The sequence below is a fragment of the Pseudomonas sp. SK3(2021) genome (assembly GCF_016772375.1).
GTDB classification, from domain to species: domain Bacteria; phylum Pseudomonadota; class Gammaproteobacteria; order Pseudomonadales; family Pseudomonadaceae; genus Aquipseudomonas; species Aquipseudomonas chlororaphis_I.
Genome location: NZ_CP061943.1, coordinates 331,546 through 353,028, shown reverse-complemented (window position 1 = coordinate 353,028; position 21,483 = coordinate 331,546). Strand labels below are relative to the sequence as shown.

General features: G+C 62.5%; 22 protein-coding genes. 16 read left to right on the top strand and 6 right to left on the bottom strand.

Annotated elements, in window-relative coordinates:
- Positions 1-91: 91 nt before the first annotated feature.
- From scpC to IF690_RS01635, 7 genes are all read left to right on the top strand, one after another.
- On the top strand, positions 92-1,585 hold the full coding sequence (gene scpC / locus IF690_RS01665) for a succinyl-CoA:acetate CoA-transferase ScpC (RefSeq protein WP_202698586.1): 1,494 nt from the start codon (positions 92-94) through the stop codon (positions 1,583-1,585).
- A gap of 319 nt (positions 1,586-1,904) precedes the next feature.
- Positions 1,905-2,120 carry a DUF1127 domain-containing protein gene (locus tag IF690_RS01660; RefSeq protein WP_007924247.1) on the top strand — a complete coding sequence of 72 codons (216 nt, stop codon included), beginning with the start codon at positions 1,905-1,907 and terminating at the stop codon, positions 2,118-2,120.
- Between the two features lie 276 nt (positions 2,121-2,396).
- Complete coding sequence (locus IF690_RS01655; RefSeq protein ID WP_202698585.1) at positions 2,397-2,606, top strand: DUF1127 domain-containing protein; 210 nt, start codon at positions 2,397-2,399, stop codon at positions 2,604-2,606.
- Positions 2,607-2,769: 163 nt separating this feature from the next.
- Positions 2,770-3,087, top strand: coding sequence for a DUF2388 domain-containing protein (locus IF690_RS01650; RefSeq protein WP_007924251.1), 318 nt, complete (start codon positions 2,770-2,772; stop codon positions 3,085-3,087).
- A 107-nt stretch (positions 3,088-3,194) separates the two neighbouring features.
- A complete protein-coding gene (locus IF690_RS01645) occupies positions 3,195-3,503 on the top strand; it encodes a DUF2388 domain-containing protein (RefSeq protein ID WP_062826228.1) in 309 nt (102 codons plus the stop codon).
- 27 nt (positions 3,504-3,530) lie between these two features.
- A complete protein-coding gene (locus tag IF690_RS01640) occupies positions 3,531-3,851 on the top strand; it encodes a DUF2388 domain-containing protein (protein ID WP_009046300.1) in 321 nt (106 codons plus the stop codon).
- A complete protein-coding gene (locus IF690_RS01635; protein WP_202698584.1) occupies positions 3,848-5,809 on the top strand; it encodes a DUF7844 domain-containing protein in 1,962 nt (653 codons plus the stop codon). The genes IF690_RS01640 and IF690_RS01635 overlap by 4 nt, the downstream gene beginning before the upstream one ends.
- Positions 5,810-5,877: 68 nt before the next feature.
- Here IF690_RS01635 and IF690_RS01630 read toward each other — a convergent pair whose 3' ends face one another.
- The gene (locus IF690_RS01630; RefSeq protein WP_202698583.1) at positions 5,878-6,279 is read right to left on the bottom strand and encodes a GFA family protein; all 402 of its coding nucleotides are present in this window, start codon (positions 6,277-6,279) and stop codon (positions 5,878-5,880) included.
- Positions 6,280-6,627: 348 nt separating this feature from the next.
- Between IF690_RS01630 and IF690_RS01625 the strand changes: the two genes are divergently transcribed.
- The 9 genes from IF690_RS01625 to IF690_RS01585 all read left to right on the top strand — a co-directional run bounded on the left by IF690_RS01625 (position 6,628) and on the right by IF690_RS01585 (position 16,927).
- Positions 6,628-7,935, top strand: coding sequence for a CitMHS family transporter (locus IF690_RS01625; protein WP_007924260.1), 1,308 nt, complete (start codon positions 6,628-6,630; stop codon positions 7,933-7,935).
- A gap of 87 nt (positions 7,936-8,022) precedes the next feature.
- Positions 8,023-8,790, top strand: a complete 768-nt coding sequence (locus IF690_RS01620; protein ID WP_202698582.1) for a TerC family protein — start codon at positions 8,023-8,025, stop codon at positions 8,788-8,790.
- Between the two features lie 214 nt (positions 8,791-9,004).
- Positions 9,005-10,663 carry a Na/Pi cotransporter family protein gene (locus IF690_RS01615; protein WP_202698581.1) on the top strand — a complete coding sequence of 553 codons (1,659 nt, stop codon included), beginning with the start codon at positions 9,005-9,007 and terminating at the stop codon, positions 10,661-10,663.
- A 198-nt stretch (positions 10,664-10,861) separates the two neighbouring features.
- Positions 10,862-12,247: a M16 family metallopeptidase gene (locus tag IF690_RS01610; RefSeq protein ID WP_202698580.1), complete on the top strand. Its 1,386-nt coding sequence runs from the start codon at positions 10,862-10,864 to the stop codon at positions 12,245-12,247.
- A gap of 61 nt (positions 12,248-12,308) precedes the next feature.
- Positions 12,309-13,340: a DUF5924 family protein gene (locus IF690_RS01605; RefSeq protein ID WP_202698579.1), complete on the top strand. Its 1,032-nt coding sequence runs from the start codon at positions 12,309-12,311 to the stop codon at positions 13,338-13,340.
- Positions 13,341-13,409: 69 nt separating this feature from the next.
- The gene (locus tag IF690_RS01600; RefSeq protein WP_202698578.1) at positions 13,410-14,558 is read left to right on the top strand and encodes an ABC transporter permease; all 1,149 of its coding nucleotides are present in this window, start codon (positions 13,410-13,412) and stop codon (positions 14,556-14,558) included.
- Complete coding sequence (locus tag IF690_RS01595) at positions 14,555-15,358, top strand: ABC transporter ATP-binding protein (RefSeq protein ID WP_097306310.1); 804 nt, start codon at positions 14,555-14,557, stop codon at positions 15,356-15,358. The genes IF690_RS01600 and IF690_RS01595 overlap by 4 nt, the downstream gene beginning before the upstream one ends.
- 1 nt (position 15,359) lies before the next feature.
- Positions 15,360-16,298, top strand: coding sequence for an MlaD family protein (locus tag IF690_RS01590; RefSeq protein ID WP_202698577.1), 939 nt, complete (start codon positions 15,360-15,362; stop codon positions 16,296-16,298).
- Entirely contained in the window at positions 16,295-16,927 is a 633-nt protein-coding gene (locus tag IF690_RS01585; protein ID WP_202698576.1) for an ABC-type transport auxiliary lipoprotein family protein, read from the top strand. The genes IF690_RS01590 and IF690_RS01585 overlap by 4 nt, the downstream gene beginning before the upstream one ends.
- A gap of 69 nt (positions 16,928-16,996) precedes the next feature.
- On the opposite strand, the gene IF690_RS01580 is transcribed toward IF690_RS01585, so the two are convergent.
- The 5 genes from IF690_RS01580 to IF690_RS01560 all read right to left on the bottom strand — a co-directional run bounded on the left by IF690_RS01580 (position 16,997) and on the right by IF690_RS01560 (position 21,431).
- Positions 16,997-18,226, bottom strand: coding sequence for a spore maturation protein (locus IF690_RS01580; protein WP_202698575.1), 1,230 nt, complete (start codon positions 18,224-18,226; stop codon positions 16,997-16,999).
- A gap of 206 nt (positions 18,227-18,432) precedes the next feature.
- Complete coding sequence (gene gltP, locus IF690_RS01575; protein WP_023967611.1) at positions 18,433-19,764, bottom strand: glutamate/aspartate:proton symporter GltP; 1,332 nt, start codon at positions 19,762-19,764, stop codon at positions 18,433-18,435.
- Between the two features lie 676 nt (positions 19,765-20,440).
- Positions 20,441-20,905, bottom strand: a complete 465-nt coding sequence (locus IF690_RS01570; protein ID WP_202698574.1) for an inhibitor of vertebrate lysozyme family protein — start codon at positions 20,903-20,905, stop codon at positions 20,441-20,443.
- 2 nt (positions 20,906-20,907) lie between these two features.
- Positions 20,908-21,072: a DUF1328 domain-containing protein gene (locus IF690_RS01565; protein ID WP_003177151.1), complete on the bottom strand. Its 165-nt coding sequence runs from the start codon at positions 21,070-21,072 to the stop codon at positions 20,908-20,910.
- Between the two features lie 71 nt (positions 21,073-21,143).
- The gene (locus IF690_RS01560) at positions 21,144-21,431 is read right to left on the bottom strand and encodes a hypothetical protein (RefSeq protein ID WP_202698573.1); all 288 of its coding nucleotides are present in this window, start codon (positions 21,429-21,431) and stop codon (positions 21,144-21,146) included.
- Positions 21,432-21,483: the final 52 nt, after the last annotated feature.

Below are 21,483 nucleotides of genomic sequence, written 5' to 3'. Positions count from 1 at the left end.
CGCGGCCTTTCATTCGACCTTGGTAGCGGGACGAATTTTTTTGAAATCACTAGACTGCGCATCTTGCTTCCGCTGCCCGAGATAACAATCCATGTACCGTGATCGTATCCGCTTGCCTTCGTTGTTGGATAAGGTGATGAGCGCCGCCGACGCTGCCGCTCTGATTCAGGACGGCATGACCGTCGGCATGAGCGGCTTCACCCGCGCCGGCGAAGCCAAGGCCGTGCCTCATGCGCTGGCCGAGCGCGCCAAGGTAACCCCACTGAAAATCAGCCTGATGACCGGCGCCAGCCTGGGCAACGACCTCGACAAGCAACTCACCGAGGCCGGTGTCCTGGCCCGACGCATGCCGTTCCAGGTCGACAGCACCCTGCGCAAGGCGATCAATGCCGGCGAGGTGATGTTCATCGACCAGCACCTGTCGGAAACCGTGGAACAGCTGCGCAACCAGCAGCTCAAGCTGCCGGACATCGCCGTCATCGAAGCCGTGGCGATCACCGAACAGGGCCATATCGTGCCGACCACCTCGGTGGGTAACTCCGCCAGTTTCGCGATTTTCGCCAAGCACGTGATCGTCGAGATCAACCTGGCGCACAACCCGAACCTGGAAGGCCTGCACGACATCTATATCCCGACCTACCGGCCGACCCGCACGCCCATCCCGCTGGTGAAGGTCGACGACCGTATCGGCAGCACCGCCATCCCGATCCCGGCGGAGAAGATCGTCGCCATCGTCATCACCAACCAGGCGGACTCGCCATCCACCGTTTCCACGCCAGACAGTGAAACCCAGGGGATCGCCAACCACCTGATCAACTTCTTCAAGCAGGAAGTGGACGCGGGACGCATGAGCAACAAGCTCGGCCCACTGCAGGCGGGTATCGGCAATATCGCCAACGCGGTGATGTGCGGCCTGATCGAGTCGCCGTTCGAAGAACTGACCATGTACTCCGAAGTGCTGCAGGACTCGACTTTCGACCTGATCGACGCCGGCAAGCTGAGCTTCGCCTCGGGCAGCTCCATCACCCTGTCGAGCCGCCGCAACGCCGATGTATTCGGCAACCTGGAGCGTTACAAGGACAAGCTGGTGCTGCGCCCGCAGGAGATCTCCAACCATCCGGAAGTGGTGCGTCGCCTGGGCATCATCGGCATCAACACCGCCCTGGAGTTCGACATCTACGGCAACGTCAACTCCACTCACGTCTGCGGCACGCGGATGATGAACGGCATCGGCGGTTCGGGCGACTTCGCTCGCAACGCGCACCTGGCGATCTTCGTCACCAAGTCCATCGCCAAGGGCGGGGCGATTTCCAGCGTGGTGCCGATGGTCAGCCACGTCGACCACACGGAACACGACGTCGACATCCTGGTGACCGAAGTCGGCCTGGCCGACCTGCGTGGCCTGGCGCCACGGGAGCGGGCACGAGTGATCATCGACAACTGCGTACATCCGGACTATCGCCAGCCCCTGAACGACTACTTCACCGCAGCTTGCGCCCTGGGCGGCCACACGCCGCACATCCTGCGCGATGCCCTGCGCTGGCACATGAACCTGGAAGAAACCGGGCGCATGCTCGCTGAGTGATGGGTACAGTCGATGGCTGACGCAAGCACAGTTGCGCCAGACCATCGGCTCCCCTTAAACACCTGTCAAAAACTGTGCTGCTGTACCGGTATTTTACCCCCTCAAAACCCCGCCTTTTTCAAGAAAACGCCCACAAGCGCACCCAAATGGTGCTGATAGGTACAGTTGTATCATTTCTGAACAGTACAGCGCCTATAAACAGTTAACTGGTCTCTCACAATACAGATGAACTGTATCTACAGAGACTGGCGCGAGAGGAGGATCATGGGCACCAGTTAAACCACTACCTAATCCCGCCACAAGCGGAAGGATGCACACCATGGAACGTACACTCAGTTCCGAACTGTTCTTCGAAGACAAAGCTGCAAAAACCCAGGCCTCCCTGCCTCTGCGCGTTCTCGCCAACCTGATGCTGTGGCAGCGCCGCATCTCCAGCCGCCACCAACTGGCTCGCCTGGATTCGCGTCTGCTGGCTGACGCAGGTATCAGCGAAGCTCAACGTTACGAAGAGCTGAGCAAGCCGTTCTGGCGCTAAGTTAGCGTCGCTGGCCCTGACCCACCGGGTCCACCGCCAGCACCCCGAATTGAAAAACAAAACCCGTCGTGGGCAACTGCGACGGGTTTTGTCGTTTTAGGCCTGGCAACGCCGGAAGCCGCCGGTACAGAAAGGGTAAGACCAGATAAGTACAGTTTAATTATAAATAAAACTGAACCAGTACAATTTCACACTGGTGTATCTGTATACATGCCCGTGTGAATAGCAATATGGTGTCCCAAGTCCCTGACTTCGGCCTGCCGAAAGGACCGCACCATGAACCACATACCAGGACGTGTCGCACCTCTCAGCTTCTCCCATCCTCAGATAAGCGCATGGAAACGCTTGTACCACGCCTTGTGCCAGATGCATCAGAACGCCCGAACACGCCGTGTGCTGGCAGGGCTCAACGATCAGCAATTGTCCGATGTAGGCATCAGCCATAGCGAACGCATGGCCGAACTGGAGAAACCCTTCTGGCGCTAGTTCGCGCCAAGACAGCAGAAGAGGGCTATTCGAACAGATGGGGTGGGCCTAATATCCAGTAGCGTGTAGCGATTTTCCTGAAGGGGCGTCTGATTCACCTGCCCCACAGTGACTACCGGTGCCCACTCAGCACCACCCTATCTGTTATCAAGGAGTTTTACCTATGTCCCGTCTTCGCCTGCTCAGCGCTGCTGCCTTGCTGGCCTTGGCCTCCAACGCCCACGCCTCCAGCTTTATCGTCACCACCGATGCGGTAGTCGGCGCACTCAAGGCCACTTCCGATGCGACTTCCGACGTCACGTCCTCGTTCCGTGACAACAAAATCGTGCGCGCCGCTCGTGACGACGCCGCCAGTTTTGTCGCCACCGAAGGCGCCATTCGCGGTGTGAAGCTGGAAAGCGCGTTTGACCATATCCGCCAACAGTTGCCACAACTGAGCGCTACCGACGCCCAGCTCGCTCAGGCCATCCTGACGATCTGACCGCCGGTCCGGTGACGGGTGCGCCCAACGCACCCGAAACCCTGCGCGCTGGCTCTCGCCCGGGCATTGCGCTAGCCTTGCCGCTGGTTTTTCAGCTGTCGAGACTCATGCGTTTTTTCAGATCCCTGCTTACCGTTCCTTCGTTGATCGCTGTTTGCTGGACAGGCTCGGTCGCTGCTTTCGACCTGAGCACACAAGGCCTAGTCATCACTGGCTACGCCACCAGCAAGGTGACCTCCGCGCCTTTCGACAACAAACGCGTACTGGCTGCCCAGGATGATGCCGCGGCGTTCATTGCCACTGACGGCCACCTGCGCGGAGCCCGGCTGGAATCAGCCCTGAAATACCTGCGTAAAACCCAGCCACAACTTCATGTCGGCGACCTTGAACTGGCGCAGGCAATTCTCGTCCAATAACTATCCCTGTCATCCCGGAGTCGTTCCATGCGTAGCCCGCTGATTGCTGCCACCCTTGGCCTGTTGCTGTTGGCTGATGTGGCCCAGGCACAAACCCTGGTAGCCACCAGTAACATCATCGTTCGAGCCTTTGGTCGTACCATCGATTTCACCTCGGACACCACCACCTCCATCCGCGACTCGAAAATCGTACGTGCCGCTCATGACGATGCCGCCAGCTTCGTCGCCAGCGATGGCGATATCCGTGGCGCCCAACTGGAAGCCGCCTTCGATACCTTGCGTAACCGCGTGCCGGAAGCCCGCGACGCCAGTGATCAGGTGCTCGCCGAAGCCATCCTCGCACTGTGAGGCCGCTCGCTGCCTGGCTGCTGGGTGCAGCGCTGTTACTCTTGGGCAACAGCGCTCAGGCCGGCCTGCAACTGCGGCTCAAGACCGAAGGCTTGAGCCCGGAGCAGCAGCACGCCAGCCAGGCGCTGCTGGATGAAGCGATGCAAGCGCTGCCGCCGCACTTCATCGAACAACTGGACCGTCGCATCGATGTCGGCTGGACCGACGACATGCCTCACAACGCCTACGGCCAGGCATCGCTGGTCGACGAACTCGACCTGAATCGCAAACTGCTGGCCAGCCTCACCGACGGCAGTGCGGCCACCCAGAAAACCCATCGCCCCCATGGCACCGTGCGCCGGGAAATGCTCGCCACCGTGCTGCATGAACTCACCCATATTTATGACCGTTCGCGCCTGTGGTCAGGCGCCGAACGCACGCTGATCCAGCGTTGCAGCCGCCAGAACAGTGCCTCGGGCCTGATCGGGCTGCCGGACCAGTGCCGCGGCCAGACCGCGCGCCGCTTCACCCTCAGCGACGACCCGCGCCTGCTCGACCTCGCCGGCTGGCCACAATACGTCGGCCGCCGCGGCGAACGCGAGCAGTACAACCGCCAAGTCGCCCGCAGCCCGGATATCTACGAAACGACCAACCCGAAAGAGTTCGTCGCGGTGAACATGGAGTACTTCCTCCTGGACCCGAGCTACGCCTGCCGCCGGCCGGCGCTGTACCGTTATTACCAGGAACACTTCGGCTGGGCGCCGAAGGCCAAGGACACTTGCACCCAGTCCTTCGCCTTCCTCAACGCCGGCAACGACTTCGCCAAGCAACCGCTGGGCAAGGTCGATCCGGAGCGGGTCTATGCCGTGGATTACCTGCTGGCCGAAGCCAACCAGAACTGGGTCAGCCGCTGGGGGCACAGCATGTTGCGCCTGGTGATCTGCGCCCCCGGCCGGCCGCGCGGGCCGGACTGCCGGCTGGACCTCGAGCAGCACCTGGTGCTGTCCTACCGCGCCTTTGTCGGTGACGTGCAGCTGTCGAGCTGGGATGGCCTGGTCGGCAAATACCCGTCCCGCCTGTTTATTCTGCCGTTGGCCCAGGTCATCGACGAATACACCAAGACCGAGCTGCGCAGCTTGGCTTCAGTGCCGCTGAACCTGTCGCGCAGCGAGATCGAAGAAGTGGTCGAGCGCGCCGCCGAGATGCACTGGAGCTACGACGGCAACTATTACTTCCTGTCCAATAACTGCGCCGTGGAAAGCCTGAAGCTGCTGCGCAGCGGCAGCAACAATGCCCAGCTCACCGGGCTCGACAGCATCATGCCCAACGGCCTGCTGGAAGTGCTCAAGGGCCGTGGCCTGGCCGACACCAGCGTGCTGGACGATCCTCGCGAAGCCTTGCGCCTGGGGTATCGCTTCGACTCTTTCCGCGACCGTTACCAGGCAATGTTCGAGGTGTTGAAAAAGCACCTGCCGATAAAACAGAACAGCGTGGAAGACTGGCTGTCCCTGAGCGCCGCGGAACGCCGCCAGTGGTTCGACCAGGCGGACCTGCGCACCAGCGCCGCCTTGTTGCTGCTCGAACAGGCGAGCTTCCGGCGCCAGCTGCTGCTGGCCCAGGACGAGGTCAAGCAACGTTATCTGGGCGCTCGCGACCTGCAGAACGGCGGTATGGACAAGGCCAACAAGACCCTGCAGGAAATCCTCGCCAACAGCGGCTTCCTCAGCCGTCCGGCGGAATTGTTGGGTAGCAGCGGCTACGGCCTGCCGCAGCCGAACGAGTGGCAACGCCTGGAGTCGGAAAGCAGCCTGCGCCAGAAACAGCTGCAAGCCCTGACCGGCGATCTGGACAAGGAAGTGCGGGCCTTGCTGGAACCGAGCCGCGCTACCGAAATCGCCGCCAACGAAGCCAACCTGAAACAAGTCGGCGAACACCTGCGGGCCTTGCACAAGGCCGCGGGCGGGCTGGAACTGCCCTGATCCCAGGCGCTTCGCGGGCAGCCATCGTCTATAGGAGCATGGCTTGCCCACGAAGCGCTCCTACGACCTTACAACGTCTCCTCGGCCTCTCCCGGCAACTGCTCATCCAGGTGTAGCCAGGGCAAGCGGCTGTCGGTCCAGATATGCCGCTCGGCCGGCGTCTGCTCCGGATGATCCAGGGTGGCGATGGTCACATCGATACTGTCTGGGCTCAGTTGAGTAACCAGCGCCAGATGGGCTCCGCAGTTCGGGCAGAAGTACCGCGCACAGCCGGGCGAGGAGTGGTAACACGCCGGCGTCCCGGCCAGCCACTGAAAGGCTGGGCGGGGCAGGGTGATCCAGGTGGTCACCAGGCCGCCGCTGACCCGTCGGCAGATCGAACAATGGCAATGGGCGATATCGTGCAGCGGCCCGCTGAACTGATAACGCAGCTGGCCGCAGTGGCAACCGCCGGTATGCAACAGGCTCATGCGCAAATCTCCTATCGAACGACCTGGCCAGCAGAAAAATCCCGCCAGCAGGCCGTTCTGGTTGTTTTTTAACCACGCGTCGGCTCGCGACGCATCCGATCATTGCTTTCTACAACGAAAGGTAGCTGAAAGCTTCCGCGATTAGGATCGCCTCCACTGCCGGCAACAGACCGGTTGGCCAATGGGCGTTTTCGCGCCTCCAGGCCCAATTAACAACAACAATGGTGATTCTGATGTCCGTTCGTACCCGCCTTTTCGCCCCGCTTCCTCCACGTCCCGCGCTTCCCGTTCTGCGCTGACCCCAACCGGTTCGCCATTCCCTAGCCGCGCTACGCCTGGAGTATTCCCATGCTGACTTTCCTTGGCTTCGCCATGGTCATCACCTTCATGTTCCTGATCATGACCAAGCGCCTGTCCGCGCTGATCGCCCTGATCATCGTTCCTATCCTGTTCGCGCTGTTCGGCGGCTTCGCCCCGAAGATCGGCCCGATGATGCTCGAAGGCATCACCAAGCTGGCACCGACCGGCGTGATGCTGATGTTCGCCATCCTGTATTTCGCCCTGATGATCGACTCCGGCCTGTTCGACCCGGCCGTGCGCAAGATCCTCAAGCTGGTCAAGGGTGACCCGCTCAAAGTCTCGGTCGGTACCGCCGTGCTCGCGCTGGTGGTATCCCTGGATGGTGACGGTGCCACCACCTACATGATCTGCGTGGCGGCCATGCTGCCGCTGTACAGCCGCATCGGCATGAGCCCGCGGATCATGGCCGGCCTGATCATCCTGGCCGGCGGCGTGATGAACATGACCCCCTGGGGGGGCCCGACCGCCCGTGCCGCCAGCGCGCTGCATGTCGACCCGTCGGACATCTTCGTGCCGATGATCCCGGCGATGCTGGCCGGTGTGGTGGCGATCCTGGCGATCGCCTACATGTACGGCAAGCGCGAACGTGCGCGCCTGGGTGAACTGCACCTGCAGGGCGACGAGATCGACCACAGCGAAATCAGCGTTTCGCAATTCCCGGATGCCCGCCGCCCGAAGCTGATCTGGTTCAACGGTGCCCTGACCTTCGCCCTGATGTGCGCACTGATCGCCGGCCTGTTGCCGCTGCCGGTGCTGTTCATGGTGGCCTTCAGTATCGCGATGATCGTCAACTACCCGTGCCTGCAACAGCAGAAGGACCGCGTCGCGGCCCACGCTGGCAGCGTACTGGCGGTGGTCGGGCTGATCTTCGCCGCCGGTATCTTCACCGGCATCCTGTCCGGTACCGGCATGGTCGACGCCATGTCGAAGAGCCTGCTGGCAGTGATCCCGGATGCACTGGGCCCATACCTGGCGGTGATCACCGCACTGGTAAGCATGCCGTTCACCTTCTTCATGTCCAACGATGCCTTCTATTACGGCGTGCTGCCCGTTCTCGCCGAGGCCGCCAGTCACTACGGCATCACCGCGGTGGAAATGGCACGTGCCTCGATCGTCGGCCAACCCGTCCACTTGCTCAGCCCGCTGGTACCATCGACCTACCTGCTGGTGGCCCTGGCCGGTATCGAGTTCGGCGATCACCAGCGCTTCACCCTCAAGTGGGCAGTACTGGTTTGCCTGTGCATAATGTTCGCCGCCTTGCTGATGGGGATCTTTCCGCTGTTCAGCACTCTATAAAAAGCAATGACTCACCGCGTCGGCCGCTAGACTTCGCTCTCTGAAATCTCGACTGGCGCGGTACAACACTCGCTCAAAGGAATACACATGGAATGGCTGACCAACCCGGAAATCTGGGTTGCCTTCTTTACCCTGACCGCCCTGGAAATCGTCCTGGGTATCGACAACATCATCATGATCTCGATCCTGGTCAGCCGCATGCCCAAGCACATGCAGGCACGGACCCGGATTTTCGGCCTGGCGCTGGCCATGATCACGCGGATCCTCCTGCTGCTGTCGATCACCTGGGTCATGCGCCTGACCGCCGACCTGTTCGTGGTCTTCGGCCAGGGTATTTCCGGGCGTGACCTGATCCTGTTCTTCGGTGGCCTGTTCCTGCTCTGGAAAAGCTCCCAGGAGATGTACCACGCCCTGGAAGGCGAGGACGAAACCGCGGAAGAACCCAGCGGCAAGGGCGGCAACTTCCTCTACACCATCATCCAGATCGCGATCATCGACATCGTGTTCTCCCTGGACTCGGTGATCACCGCCGTCGGCATGGTCTCCCATGTGCCGGTCATGGTCGCGGCGATCATCGTCGCAGTACTGGTGATGATGCTGGCTTCGGGCACTATCAGCGAGTTCATCGACAAGCACCCGTCGCTGAAGATGCTGGCGCTGTCGTTCCTGCTGGTGGTTGGTACCGTACTGATCGCCGAGGCGTTCGAAGTGCACGTACCAAAAGGCTACGTCTACTTCGCCATGGCCTTCTCGCTGGCGGTGGAGGCGATCAACATCAAGATGCGCACTGCCATCGCGAAAAAGAAAAAGCAGCAGGAGCCGGTGAAACTGCGCAAGGACATCCCGGGTCAATAACCCGAGAGCGCAGCAGAAAAAGGGGCTTTCGAGCCCCTTTTTCACGGCTGCGAAAAGCCGCTTTTTCATGACAGTTTTATTTCAATCGCCGCATCAGCTATGCGATGCTGGCGCACAGACCGTTAGCCAACTACAGCTTAAGTACAGAACGTAGAACGACGCGCGGCACCGTTAACTTGCCCCTCTGGGGCGCTATTCGCCACAGGGGGCCATTATGCTCACCCTGCTCAATTTGCTGTCAGCCGTGGCCTTGCTGATCTGGGGCACGCATATCGTCCGCACCGGCATCCTACGGGTCTATGGCTCGAACCTGCGCCACCTCATCGGCCAGAACATGGCCAAACGCCCGCTGGCTTTCGTCGCCGGGATCCTGGTCACCGCCATGGTCCAGAGCAGCAATGCCACGGCGATGCTGGTCACCTCGTTCGTCGGCCAGGGGCTGATGGCCCTGACACCCGCCCTGGCGACCATGCTCGGCGCCGACGTCGGCACCGCGCTGATGGCCCGGGTGCTGACCTTCGACCTGTCCTGGCTGTCGCCGCTGCTGATCTTTCTCGGGGTGATCTTCTTCCTGTCGCGCAAACAGACCCGCGCCGGCCAGCTCGGGCGAGTAGGGATCGGCCTGGGGCTGATCATCCTGGCCCTGCAACTGATCGTCGAAGCCGCCGCGCCCATCACCCACGCCCAGGGCGTGAAAGTCCTGTTCGCCTCGCTGACCGGCGACATCCTGCTCGACGCCCTGATGGGCGCGCTGTTCGCCATGATTTCCTACTCCAGCCTGGCGGCCGTACTGCTCACCGCGACCCTGGCCGGGGCCGGCGTGATCAGCCTGCCGGTGGCCATCGGCCTGGTGATCGGCGCCAACATCGGCAGCGGGGTGCTGGCCTTTCTCAGCACCAACATGCAGAACGCCGCCGGCCGCCAGGTGGCGCTGGGCAGCCTGCTGTACAAGCTGATCGGCCTGCTGCTGATCATTCCGGTGCTCGACCCGCTCGCCCAGTGGATGGACAGCCTGGACTTCAGCCCACAAGAGGTGGTGATCGGTTTCCACCTGCTCTACAACACCCTGCGTTGCCTGGTGCTGCTGCCAACGGTCGGGCCGATGGCCAAGGTCTGCACCTGGCTGCTGCCGGAGCGCCCGGAAACCAACGGCCGGGCCAAGCCTCGCCACCTCGACCCGACCGCCCTGGCCACCCCCAGCCTGGCCCTGGCCAACGCGGCGCGGGAAACCCTGCGCATCGGCGACCTGGTCGAAACCATGCTCGAAGCCGTGCGCGATGTGCTGCACGGCAAGCAAACCGCGATCACCCAGGAGATGCGCAACCTCAACGACGACGTCGAAGTGCTCTATAACGCGATCAAACTCTACCTGGCACAAATGCCCCGGGAAGACCTGGGCGAGCAGGACAGCCGGCGCTGGGCCGAGATCATCGAACTGGCGATCAACCTGAAACTGGCCAGCGACCTGATCGAACGCATGCTGCGCAAGGTCCAGCAGCAGAAGACTGCGCAACGTCGCTCCTTTTCCGAAGTCGGCCTGGAAGAACTGGCCGGCCTGCATGAACAGCTGATCGCCAACCTGCGCCTCGGGCTTTCGGTGTTCCTCAGCGCCGATCCGGAAAGCGCCCGGCAGCTGCTGCGGGAAAAACGCCGCTTTCGCGCTCAGGAACGTCGCCTGGCCCATGCCCATGTCAGCCGCCTGCAACGTAAAATCGTCCAGAGCATCGAGACCAGTTCGCTGCACCTGGAACTGATCGCCGATATGAAACGCTTGAATTCGCTGTTCTGCGGCAGCGCCTACGTGGTGCTGGGGACGTCCGAAACCGGTGCGCTCGCCGTGGACGATATGGCTGACATCACCCATTCACCCTGAACGTCCACAGTTACCCGAAGTCTGAAGGTTCGGTACGGAAGTCGCCGAGCGGCGATCAGGCAAGGCAAAAACGGGCGAGGAAGCGGAGTGTAGGGGCCTACATGAGCATGCCGAGCCTGTTTTTAACGCGGCATGATCGGCGCGCAGGCAGTTTACGTACAGAACCTAGAACTTACGCCCGCCGTAAGGAAGCCTGTTATGCGTTGCCTGTTATTCGCCTGTCTGCTGCTCGGATCGGCCCACTCGTTTGCCCTGGATCGCTTCCAGGTCGAGGGCTACATGCTGCCCAACGGCCTGCAGTTGCTGCTCAAGCCGGGCAACGAACGCGGCCACGTGGCGATTCGCCTGGTGGTCGGGGTCGGGCTGGACGACTTCGGCTGCGCCGACAAGGAACTTCCGCATGTGCTCGAACACCTGCTGTTCAGCGGTATCGACGCCAGCGGCGAGGGCGGGCTGGAGGAGCGCATGCAAGCCCTGGGCGGCGAGTGGAACGCCTATACCAGCAATGCCGACACCACGTTCGTCATCGAGGCCCCGGCGAAAAACCAGCGCAAGGTACTGGACCTGCTGCTGGCCCTGTTGACCCGCACCGAACTCGACGACAACGCCCTGCAAACGGCGAAACGGGTGGTCGAGCGCGAGGACGGCGGGCATTACTCGCACCTGCAACGCTGGCTGGACCGCCAGGACCTGGGCCACACCGCCAGCAACCAGCTGGCGGTGGAGCTGGGCCTGAAATGCGCCGAACGGGCCGAGGTCGATCAACTGACCCTCGAACAGCTGGAGCGGCTGCGCAAGGACTGGTACGCGCCGAACAACATGACCCTGATCGTCGTCGGCGACCTTGACCGCCTGTTGCCAGCCTACCTGGAGCGCAGCTACGGCGCGCTGGAACCGGTGGAGCCCAGCGAGCACCAGGGCCTGCCGGACATTCAACAAACGGCCGATGCCGAGCGCAGCCTGATCCACGGCTGGGTCGGCGACAGCGCCAAGCTGCATTGGTTGTTCCCCGAACCGACCCTCGACCGGCAGCACGATGAAACCTTCGATCTGCTCAAGGATTACCTGGACTGGGCGCTGTACCAGAAGCTGCGCCTGCAGCACGAGCTGTCCTACGGACCGAACAGCGAACGCGAGGTGTTTGGCGGCGTCGGCTTTCTCAGCCTGAATGCCGACCTGGAGCGCGCGGACGTGCCCGAGGCCCGGCAAGCGATCGACGAGCTCAAGACGCAACTGCTCAAGGACGGCCTGGAGCCGGCCACCTTCGCCCGCCTGCAACAGGCCGCCATTGCCCGCCAGGCCTGGGCGGTACAGGGCAACAGCGCCCTGGCGGATTACTACTGGGGCGCCTTGGGCGATTACGCGGACGGGCGTTTCAGCGACCCGGCCAAGCGCCTGAAAGCCGTCAGCCTGAAGCAGGCCAACCAGGCCATGCGCCAGTTGCTGGAACAACCCGGTTACCTGCGGATCGAAAAACCGCTGCTGAGCTACGCGGCCTTGAGCGGGCTGATCCTCGGCACACTGCTATCGATTGTCTTTGCGCTGTTCGGCTGGCGGGCTTATCGCAAACGAATCCGTGCCTGATGCGTCTTTTGTCATGCTAAACCGTTATTCTGTCGGGGATTTTTTCTAGTGTGATCGCCGAATGCCAAACCTGACTCATTACATGCAGCGCATCCTGGAACTGATGAAGCGCTACCCGGGGGTCATTGCGCTCGGCGGTTTCATTTCCGGTGTCGGCAGTTTCATCCTGGTCGACCGCCAACAGGGCCTGGCCACCTGGATCGCCGTGATCATGCTGGTGAGCTGGATCTGGCTGATGCTGGAAAACAGCCTGACCCAGCTGTTCACCAAGATCTTCAAGCGGGAAATCCCCCAGCCGCTGCTGCGTTACGCAACGCAGATGATTCACCAGGAAAGCCTGTTTTTCGTCCTGCCGTTCTTCTTCATCACCACCGCCTGGAACAGCGGGCAGCTGGTATTCACCGGCCTGCTGGGCGCCTCGGCGCTGGTCTCGATCATCGACCCGCTGTACTACAAATGGCTGGCCCCGCGGCGCTGGCTGTTCCTCGCCCTGCACACCCTGACGCTGTTCGCCGCGCTGCTGACCGCACTGCCGATCATCCTGCACCTGACCACCGCACAGAGCTTCAAGCTGGCCCTGGGCATCGCCATGCTGCTGTCGTTCCCCAGCCTTGCGTCGATCTTTCCGATCCGCAACCTGCGCGGTGCCTTGATGCTGCTGGGCATGACCCTGGCCATCGGCGGCACCGGCTGGCTGCTGCGCTCCTGGGTTCCGCCGGCAACCTTGTGGATCGCCGAGGAAGCCATCAGCACCCAGTTGCAGGACCGCACCCCCGGCACCAGCCTCAAGCAAGTCAGCGTCAACGACGTGCGCAGCACCGGGCTGTACGCCTACACCGCGATCAATGCGCCGCGCGGGCTGGACGAGCGCATTTATCACGTCTGGCAATTCAACGGCAAAGAGGTCGACCGGGTGGCCCTGGACATCCACGGCGGGCGCAAGGAGGGCTACCGCGCCTGGTCGCACAAGCAGAACTTCCCCGGCGATCCGACCGGCAGCTGGCAGGTCCGGGTGCTGACCGAAGACGGGCAGGTGATCGGCGTGCTGCGCTTCAGGATCACCGGCACCAACGGACAAAACTCAGCACCTTAGTACAAGGCAAAGTCATCTTGATCGTGGTATTACGTAGCACTGCGTAAAAACCATGCAAGCACGGAGCTTATGACCCAGAGCACGACGGCCGGCAGTGCCCAACTGGATACGTCGAGTTCCCCCTCGCGGTTGCGAGTCACGGGGGACTGGACGCTCGTCCATTACACCGAGCTCAAGCACCTCTGCGAACAGCTCACCGGACAGTACGACACCAGCACCCACATCGACCTCAACGACCTCGGCGCCCTGGACACCGCCGGCGCGTCGCTGCTGGTCGAGCTGCTGGGCTCCGAGCGTCTCGGCAAGTCCACCGAACACCCCGACTGCACCCTGTCCTCAGCCGACCGCGCACTGCTGCAGACCGTCTACTGCTCGCTGAGCGACTTCTGCGTGCCGCTCAAGGAGCCGGAAATTTCGGTCGGCATCCAGTTGCTGACGCGGATCGGCAAGGCGGTCGATGCCATCTGGCAGGACAGCCTGAAGTTGCTGGGCTTCGTCGGCCTGATCCTGGAAACCCTGGTCCGTGGCCTGCTGCATCCCAAGCGCTGGCGCATCACGCCGATGGTCGCGCATATCGAGCAGACCGGCCTCGACGCCGCGCCCATCGTCGCCTTGCTGACCTTCCTGGTGGGCGCCGTGGTGGCCTTCCTCGGCGCCACGGTGCTGCAGAGTTTCGGCGCCAGCATCTTTACCGTGGACCTGGTGGCGTTTTCCTTCCTGCGCGAATTCGGCGTGCTGCTCACCGCCATCCTCATGGCCGGCCGGACCGCGAGCGCATTCACCGCGCAGATCGGCTCGATGAAGGCCAACGAGGAAATCGACGCCATCCGTACCCTGGGCCTGGACCCGATGGAGCTGCTGGTGCTGCCCCGGGTCCTGGCGCTACTGGTGGCGCTACCGATGCTGACCTTCCTGGCGATGCTCTCGGGGATTGTCGGTGGCGGGGTGGTTTGTGCGCTGTCGCTGGATATCTCGCCGGCGATGTTCCTCGCCTTGCTGCAATCGGATATCGGCGTGCAGCACTTCCTGGTGGGCATGGTCAAGGCACCGATCTTCGCCTTCCTGATCGCCGCCATCGGCTGCCTGGAAGGTTTCAAGGTCAGCGGCAGCGCCGAGTCGGTGGGTGCCCACACCACCTCCAGCGTGGTGCAATCGATCTTCGTGGTGATCGTCCTCGATGCCGTCGCCGCGCTGTTTTTCATGGAGATGGGCTGGTGAACCGTTCAACCCGTCCGCCCACCGAGGCGGTGATCGAAGTCCGCGGCCTGTGCAATCGCTTCGGCCCGCAGAGCGTGCATGAGAACCTCGACCTGGACCTGTACAAGGGCGAGATCCTCGCCGTGGTCGGCGGTTCGGGCAGCGGCAAGTCGGTGCTGCTGCGCAGTATCATCGGCCTGCGCCAGCCCAGCGAGGGTTCGGTGCGGGTGTTCGGCCAGAACCTGCCGAGCCTGGCGGAACATGAGCGGTCGTTGATCGAGCGGCGCTTCGGTGTGCTGTTCCAGAAGGGCGCGCTGTTTTCGTCGCTGACCGTGACCGAAAACGTCGCCCTGCCGTTGATCGAGCACGCAGGCCTGAGCCGTGCCGACGCCGAGCACCTGGCGGCGGTGAAGCTGGCGCTGGCCGGGCTGCCGCTGTCGGCGGCCGACAAATACCCGGCCTCGCTGTCCGGCGGCATGATCAAGCGCGCCGCCCTGGCCCGGGCTCTGGCCCTGGACCCGGACATCCTGTTTCTCGACGAACCCACCGCCGGCCTCGACCCGATCGGCGCCGCGGCGTTCGACCAATTGATCCTGACCCTGCGTGACGCCCTGGGCCTGAGCGTGTTCCTGGTCACCCATGACCTGGATACGCTGTACACCATCACCGACCGGGTGGCGGTGCTGGCACAGAAAAAGGTGTTGGTGGCGGATGCCATCGACCAGGTCGCCGAGACCGACGACGCCTGGATTCACGAGTACTTCCATGGCCCTCGCGGCCGCGCGGCGTATCAGGCCGCTACACAGCTCAACGAGGTATGACATGGAAACCCGAGCCCATCATGTACTGATCGGCCTGTTCACCGTGATTGTGGTGGTCGGCGCCCTGCTGTTCGGCCTGTGGCTGGCCAAGTCCAGCGTCGACACGGAGTTCAAGGACTACGAGGTCGTGTTCAACGAGGCCGTCAGCGGCCTGTCCAAAGGCAGCTCCGTGCAGTACAGCGGGATCAAGGTCGGCGATGTGGTCAGCCTGCGCCTGGACCCGAACGACCCGCGCCGGGTCCTGGCACGGATCCGCCTGAGCGGCGAAACCCCGATCAAGGAAGACACCCAGGCCAAGCTGGCCCTGACCGGCATCACCGGGACCTCGATCATCCAGCTCAGCGGCGGCACCCCGCAAAGCCAGCCGCTCCAGGGCAAGGACGGCAAGCTGCCGGTGATCGTCGCTTCGCCTTCGCCGATCGCCCGCCTGCTGAACAACAGCGATGACCTGATGACCAGCGTCAACCTGCTGCTGCACAGCGCCAACAGCATGTTCTCGCCAGACAACGTCGAGCGCATCAGCAACACCCTCGAACACCTGGAGCAGACCACCGGGGCCATCGCCGAACAACGCGGCGACGTGCGTCAGGCCATGCAGCAGCTGGCGTCCATCGGCAAGCAGGCCAGCGCCACCCTGGAACAGACCACCGCGCTGATGCGCAACGCCAACGGCCTGCTCAACGAGCAGGGCAAGCAGATGTTCGGCAGCGCCGAGCAGGCCATGCAATCGCTGGAACAGAGCAGCGCCACCATCAACAAACTGCTGACCGACAACCAGGACTCGCTGAACAACGGCATCCAGGGCCTCAATGGCCTGGCGCCGGCGGTGCGCGAGTTGCGCGACACCCTGAGCTCGTTGCGGGCCATTTCGCGTCGCCTGGAAGCCAACCCCAGCGGCTACCTGCTGGGCAGTGACAAGAACAAGGAGTTCACGCCATGAAGCGTGCCTATCGCCCATTCGGCCGGCTGGCCCTGGCCGCCGGCTTCGCCTTGAGCGGCGCCTGCTCGATCCTGCCCCAGGCCGACCCGGTGGATATCTATCGCCTGCCCACGGCCCAGGGCGCCACGGCCCAGCCTCAGGGCCACGCACAGCCCTGGTCCCTGCGCCTGACCAAACCCCAGGCGAGCGACGCCTTGAACAGCGCGAGAATCGCGGTGATCCCCCAGGGCGATGTGATCAGCAGCTACAAGGACGCGCGCTGGAGCGATCCGGCGCCGGTGCTGCTGCGCAATCGGCTGCTGGACGGATTCCTCGCCGACGGTCGGGTGCAACTGCTGGGCACCGACGACAGCGATGTACAGACCGACCTTGAACTGGGCGGCAACCTGCAGGCATTCCAGAGCGAATACCAGGGCAAGGCCGTGGCGGTGGTGATCCGCCTGGATGCGCGCCTGGTGCGCGGCTACGACCAGAAGATCCTGGCCAGCCGGCGCTTCGAAGTGCGCCAGCCGCTAAACGATACCAAGGTGCCGGCGGTGGTCGCCGGATTTGGCCAGGCGGGGGATGCCTTGAACCGGCAGGTGGTGGAGTGGACGGTGAAGCAGGGCAGCCAGCTGGTCAGGCGCTGACCGCCTCATCGCAGGCCAGCTCGCTCCTACGGAACGTTTATTGTTTTGTAGGAGCAAGCTGGCTCGCGATCAGCCGAAGAACCAGTAGCACACCGCAATCGCCGCCACTACGCCGGCCAGCTCGGCCAACAGGGCGCAACCGACGGCATGACGCGCCCGCTGGATGCCGACCGAACCGAAGTACACCGCCAGCACGTAGAAGGTGGTCTCGGTACTGCCCTGGATAGTCGCCGCGGCCAACGCCGGGAAACTGTCCACACCCTGAGTCTGCATGGTTTCGATCAGCATGGCCCGCGCGGCGCTGCCGGAGAGGGGTTTGACCAGGGCCGTCGGCAGGGCATCGACGAAACGCGTGTCCCAGCCGGCCCACTCCACCAGATGCCGAATGCCGTCCAGGCCGAAGTCCAGGGCGCCGGAGGCACGCAGCACGCCCACCGCGCAGAGCATGGCCACCAGATACGGCAGCAGGTTCTTGGCGACGTCGAAACCTTCCTTGGCGCCCTCGATGAAGGCCTCGTAGACCTTGACCTTGCGTAACGCGCCAATCACCAGGAACAGCATGATCAGGCCGAACAGGGTCAGGTTGCCCAGGATCGAGGACAGCGACGCCAGCGCGGTGGCCGACAGGGTCGCCAGCAGGGCCATGAAGCCGCCCAGGACCAGGGCGCCGGGGACCAGGTAGGCCAGCACCACCGGGTCCCACAGGCGCAGGCGCTGCACCAGCGCGACCGACAGCAGGCCAACCAGGGTCGAGGCACTGGTGGCCAGCAGGATAGGCAGGAACACCAGAGTCGGATCGGGGGCACCTTGCTGGGCGCGGTACATGAAGATGGTCACCGGCAGCAGGGTCAGGGACGAGGCATTCAGCACCAGGAACAGGATCTGCGCGTTGCTCGCCACGGTCCCGCTGGGATTGAGGTCCTGCAGGGCGCGCATGGCCTTGAGGCCGATCGGCGTGGCGGCGTTGTCCAGCCCCAGGCCGTTGGCCGCGAAGTTCAGGGTGATCAGGCCGATGGCCGGGTGCCCCGGCGGCACTTCCGGCATCAGGCGGGCGAACAGCGGGCCCAGGGCCTTGGCCAGCCAGTCGACGATCCCGGCCTTCTCGGCGATCCGCAAGAAGCCCAGCCACAGGGTCAGGGTGCCGAACAGCAGCACCATCACTTCCACCGACAGCTTGGCCATGGCGAAGATGCTTTCCACCATCGCCGAGAAGATCCCGGCGTTACCGCCGACCAGCCACTGCGCCAGCGCTGAAACGGCCGCCACGATGAAGAAGCCAAGCCACAGGCCATTGAGCATCAGTTATTCCCCCAGAAGATGCGGCGAATGATAGCGGGGCAGACAGAAACGACAAACCCCGGATTGACCGGGGTTTGTCGATGATGACAGAGCAGAACATTGCTAGCCGCTGCCACAAGCTGCGCCCGCCTGCGCAGGAGGCGCCGCGGTCCGGATCGCGAAGTTCCTGCGGAACTTATCGCAGCCTTCGGCAGCGGCTACAGGTATCAGCCTTTGGTGACTTCACCGGCCGGCAGCGGCTCCTTGCTGCGCCAGTGCGGCAGGGAGTTCCAGTAGCGCTGGCCCTTGGCGTCGTCGTACATGCCTTCCCAACGAGCGATGACCAGTACCGCCAGGGCGTTGCCGATCACGTTCAGGGCAGTACGGGCCATGTCCATGACGCGGTCGACACCGGCGATGAAGGCCAGGCCTTCCAGCGGAATGCCCACGCTGCCCAGGGTCGCCAGCAGGACCACGAAGGACACGCCCGGTACGCCAGCGATGCCTTTGGAGGTGACCATCAGGGTCAGCACCAGCAACAGTTGCTGGCTGATCGACAGGTCGATGCCGTACAGCTGGGCGATGAAGATCGCCGCGATGCTCTGGTACAGGGTCGAGCCATCGAGGTTGAACGAGTAACCGGTCGGCACCACGAAGCTGCAGATGGCTTTCGGCGCACCGTAGGCTTCCATCTTCTCGATTACCCGCGGCAGCACGGTTTCCGAGCTTGCGGTGGAGTAGGCCAGCACCAGCTCATCCTTGAAGATGCGCATCAGCTTGATCACCGAGAAGCCGAACAGGCGAGCGATCAGGCCCAGGACCACGAAGGCGAAGAAGGCGATGGCCACGTAAACCAGGATCACCAGCTTGGCCAGCGGCAGCAGGGAGGCGAAACCGAAGTTGGCCACGGTCACCGCGATCAGGGCGAATACGCCGATCGGGGCGTAGTTCATGATCATGTGGGTGACTTTGAACATGCTTTCCGAAACGCCCTGGAACATCTTCACCAGCGGCTCGCGCAGATCGGCCTGCAGGCTCGACAGACCGAGGCCGAACAGCACCGAGAAGAAGATGATCGGCAGCATCTCGCCGCGGGCCATGGCCGCGAAGATGTTCGATGGGATCAGGTTGAGGATGGTTTCGATGAACGCGTGTTCATGCTGTACCTCGGCGGCGGTCGCCTGGTACTTGGAAATATCCACGGTACCCAGGGTGCTCATGTCGATGCCGGCGCCCGGGTGGAACACGTTGGCCAGCACCAGGCCGACCAGGATCGCGATGGTGGTGACGATTTCGAAGTAGATGATGGTCTTCAGGCCGATACGCCCGAGTTTCTTCGCGTCGCCCACGCCGGCGATACCGACGATCAGCGAGGAGATCACGATCGGGATCACGATCATCTTGATCAAGCGGATAAAGATATCGCCCGCAGGTTGCAGGACGTTGCTGATCCACCAGGCTTTTTCGGCACTGAAATGGTTGAGCAGCGCACCAATTGCAATCCCCAGCACCAGACCGATGAGGATCTGCCAGGCGAGGCTTAGTTTTGCCTTCTTCATATCATTACCCTTACTTCAGTTGGACTCGGGCTGATGCGCGAACTGGAACGCTCAATGGCGGAAAAGTCTGTGCATCGGCCCCCGTATAAGGTCACCCCGAGCGAGCATTTACGGCTCTCTGCAGGCGAAAAAAGGCGCAACTATTCCGACGCAAGGGGGGCGCGTCTAATGCCGTAAACGCCTACCCTATGCCGAATCGGCATGAGTTTTTCTAAACGAAACGGGCGTCCCAACCGGTTCGAATGCGACATTTCGGCCCGTCCATCTACCGTGAAACGGCCATTTCAGGGGGCATTCAGCACTTTTGTGGGGGGTTCGGAATGACCTTCGAAAGAAGGGAAAGTTCTTACGATAGAACCAGAAATCTCATCTGGAAAAGCCAAAAGTTTCTCGATGTACGGTCACAAGGAAACACCGTGAAACGGTTAGGCCGGACATCTGGGAATGGTTGCCGCGAACACCCGCCTGAAAAAGCAGGCCACCGCTCTGCCACAACGGTTTGTGGCATTCAAACACGGCGCAAGTCGTCATGCCCGGGCGGCTTGCGAACTTGCGCCGCAGTTTTCCCTGACCCAGCCCTCGCGGAAGCACTCCCTGTATCCCGATCCGGTTTCGACCTGAACGTCCCGGCCCGCTGGGCGCTCGCGCTCCATGATCGACCCTTCGAACAGCCAACTCAGTACCAGTTCGGGTCTTTTTTCAGCTGCTCCTTGAGCAAACCCTGCATGCCCGCGTCCGGCTTGCCGAGAAAGCGGTATTCGGCATGACGGGTCGGCGACTTGTCCGCGGGCAGGCCCGCCGGCACTTCGACCAACATGGCGTAGGCGTCTTTCTTGTCAAAACTGAACGCCACGATCAGGCGCTGGCTGCGACAGGTATCGCGGGTTTCGCAAAGCGGACCGACCAGGTACTTGTCGCCGTCTTCTTCCAGCGCATTCATCTGCTGCGCATCACCGGACAGGTTCATCACCCATTCCGGCAGGCGCTCTTCCTTTTCGACGACTTCCTGCCAGGTTTCACGGTATTGCGGGTCACTGTTCAACAACTCGTTGACCCGGGTCTGACCGTCATTGGCCGCCATCGCCGTGGCCGCGCTGCCCAGCAACAGGGCGGCGGCCAATGTTTTCAAGGAAACGCTCATGTTCAACCTCGACCACGACGGCCAAAGAAGAAGGAAGCAATGAACATCACCAGGAAAACGACAAAGAGAATCTTGGCGATACCCGTGGCGGTGCCCGCGATACCACCGAAGCCCAATACCGCGGCGATGATGGCAATGATCAGGAATGTGATTGCCCAGCTCAACATGGTCATTCTCCTTACGCTTCTATTTAGAGGTACTGCCAGGCCGGCCCGCAGTTGCGTACCGGCTGTCCTGCCTAGAACACCCAGCGCTCCTGATAAGCCGTGTCGACGGCAGGCCGGGCCTGGTCGACGTCCATCAGAAGCAGCGGGGCGGAATCCGCAAACCGAGTGCTGACTGCACTGAAGTGGGTTTGAGTGGTGCGAGAAACCGGCAACCGCACAGCCTCTTGCTGCTGGCTCTGCTCCCAACGCGAAAACTGCTGACCGCCAATCAAGGTCACCAGCAATGCCAGGCTGGCGAGCAGCCCTTGCTGCAGATGCAGGGGCGAAACAGACAATGGGGCGAGACGTTGGCGTTTCATCCGGAAGCTCCTCCCATGCGGGTCATTGTTCTCAAGCGCCGGTTGCTGCGCC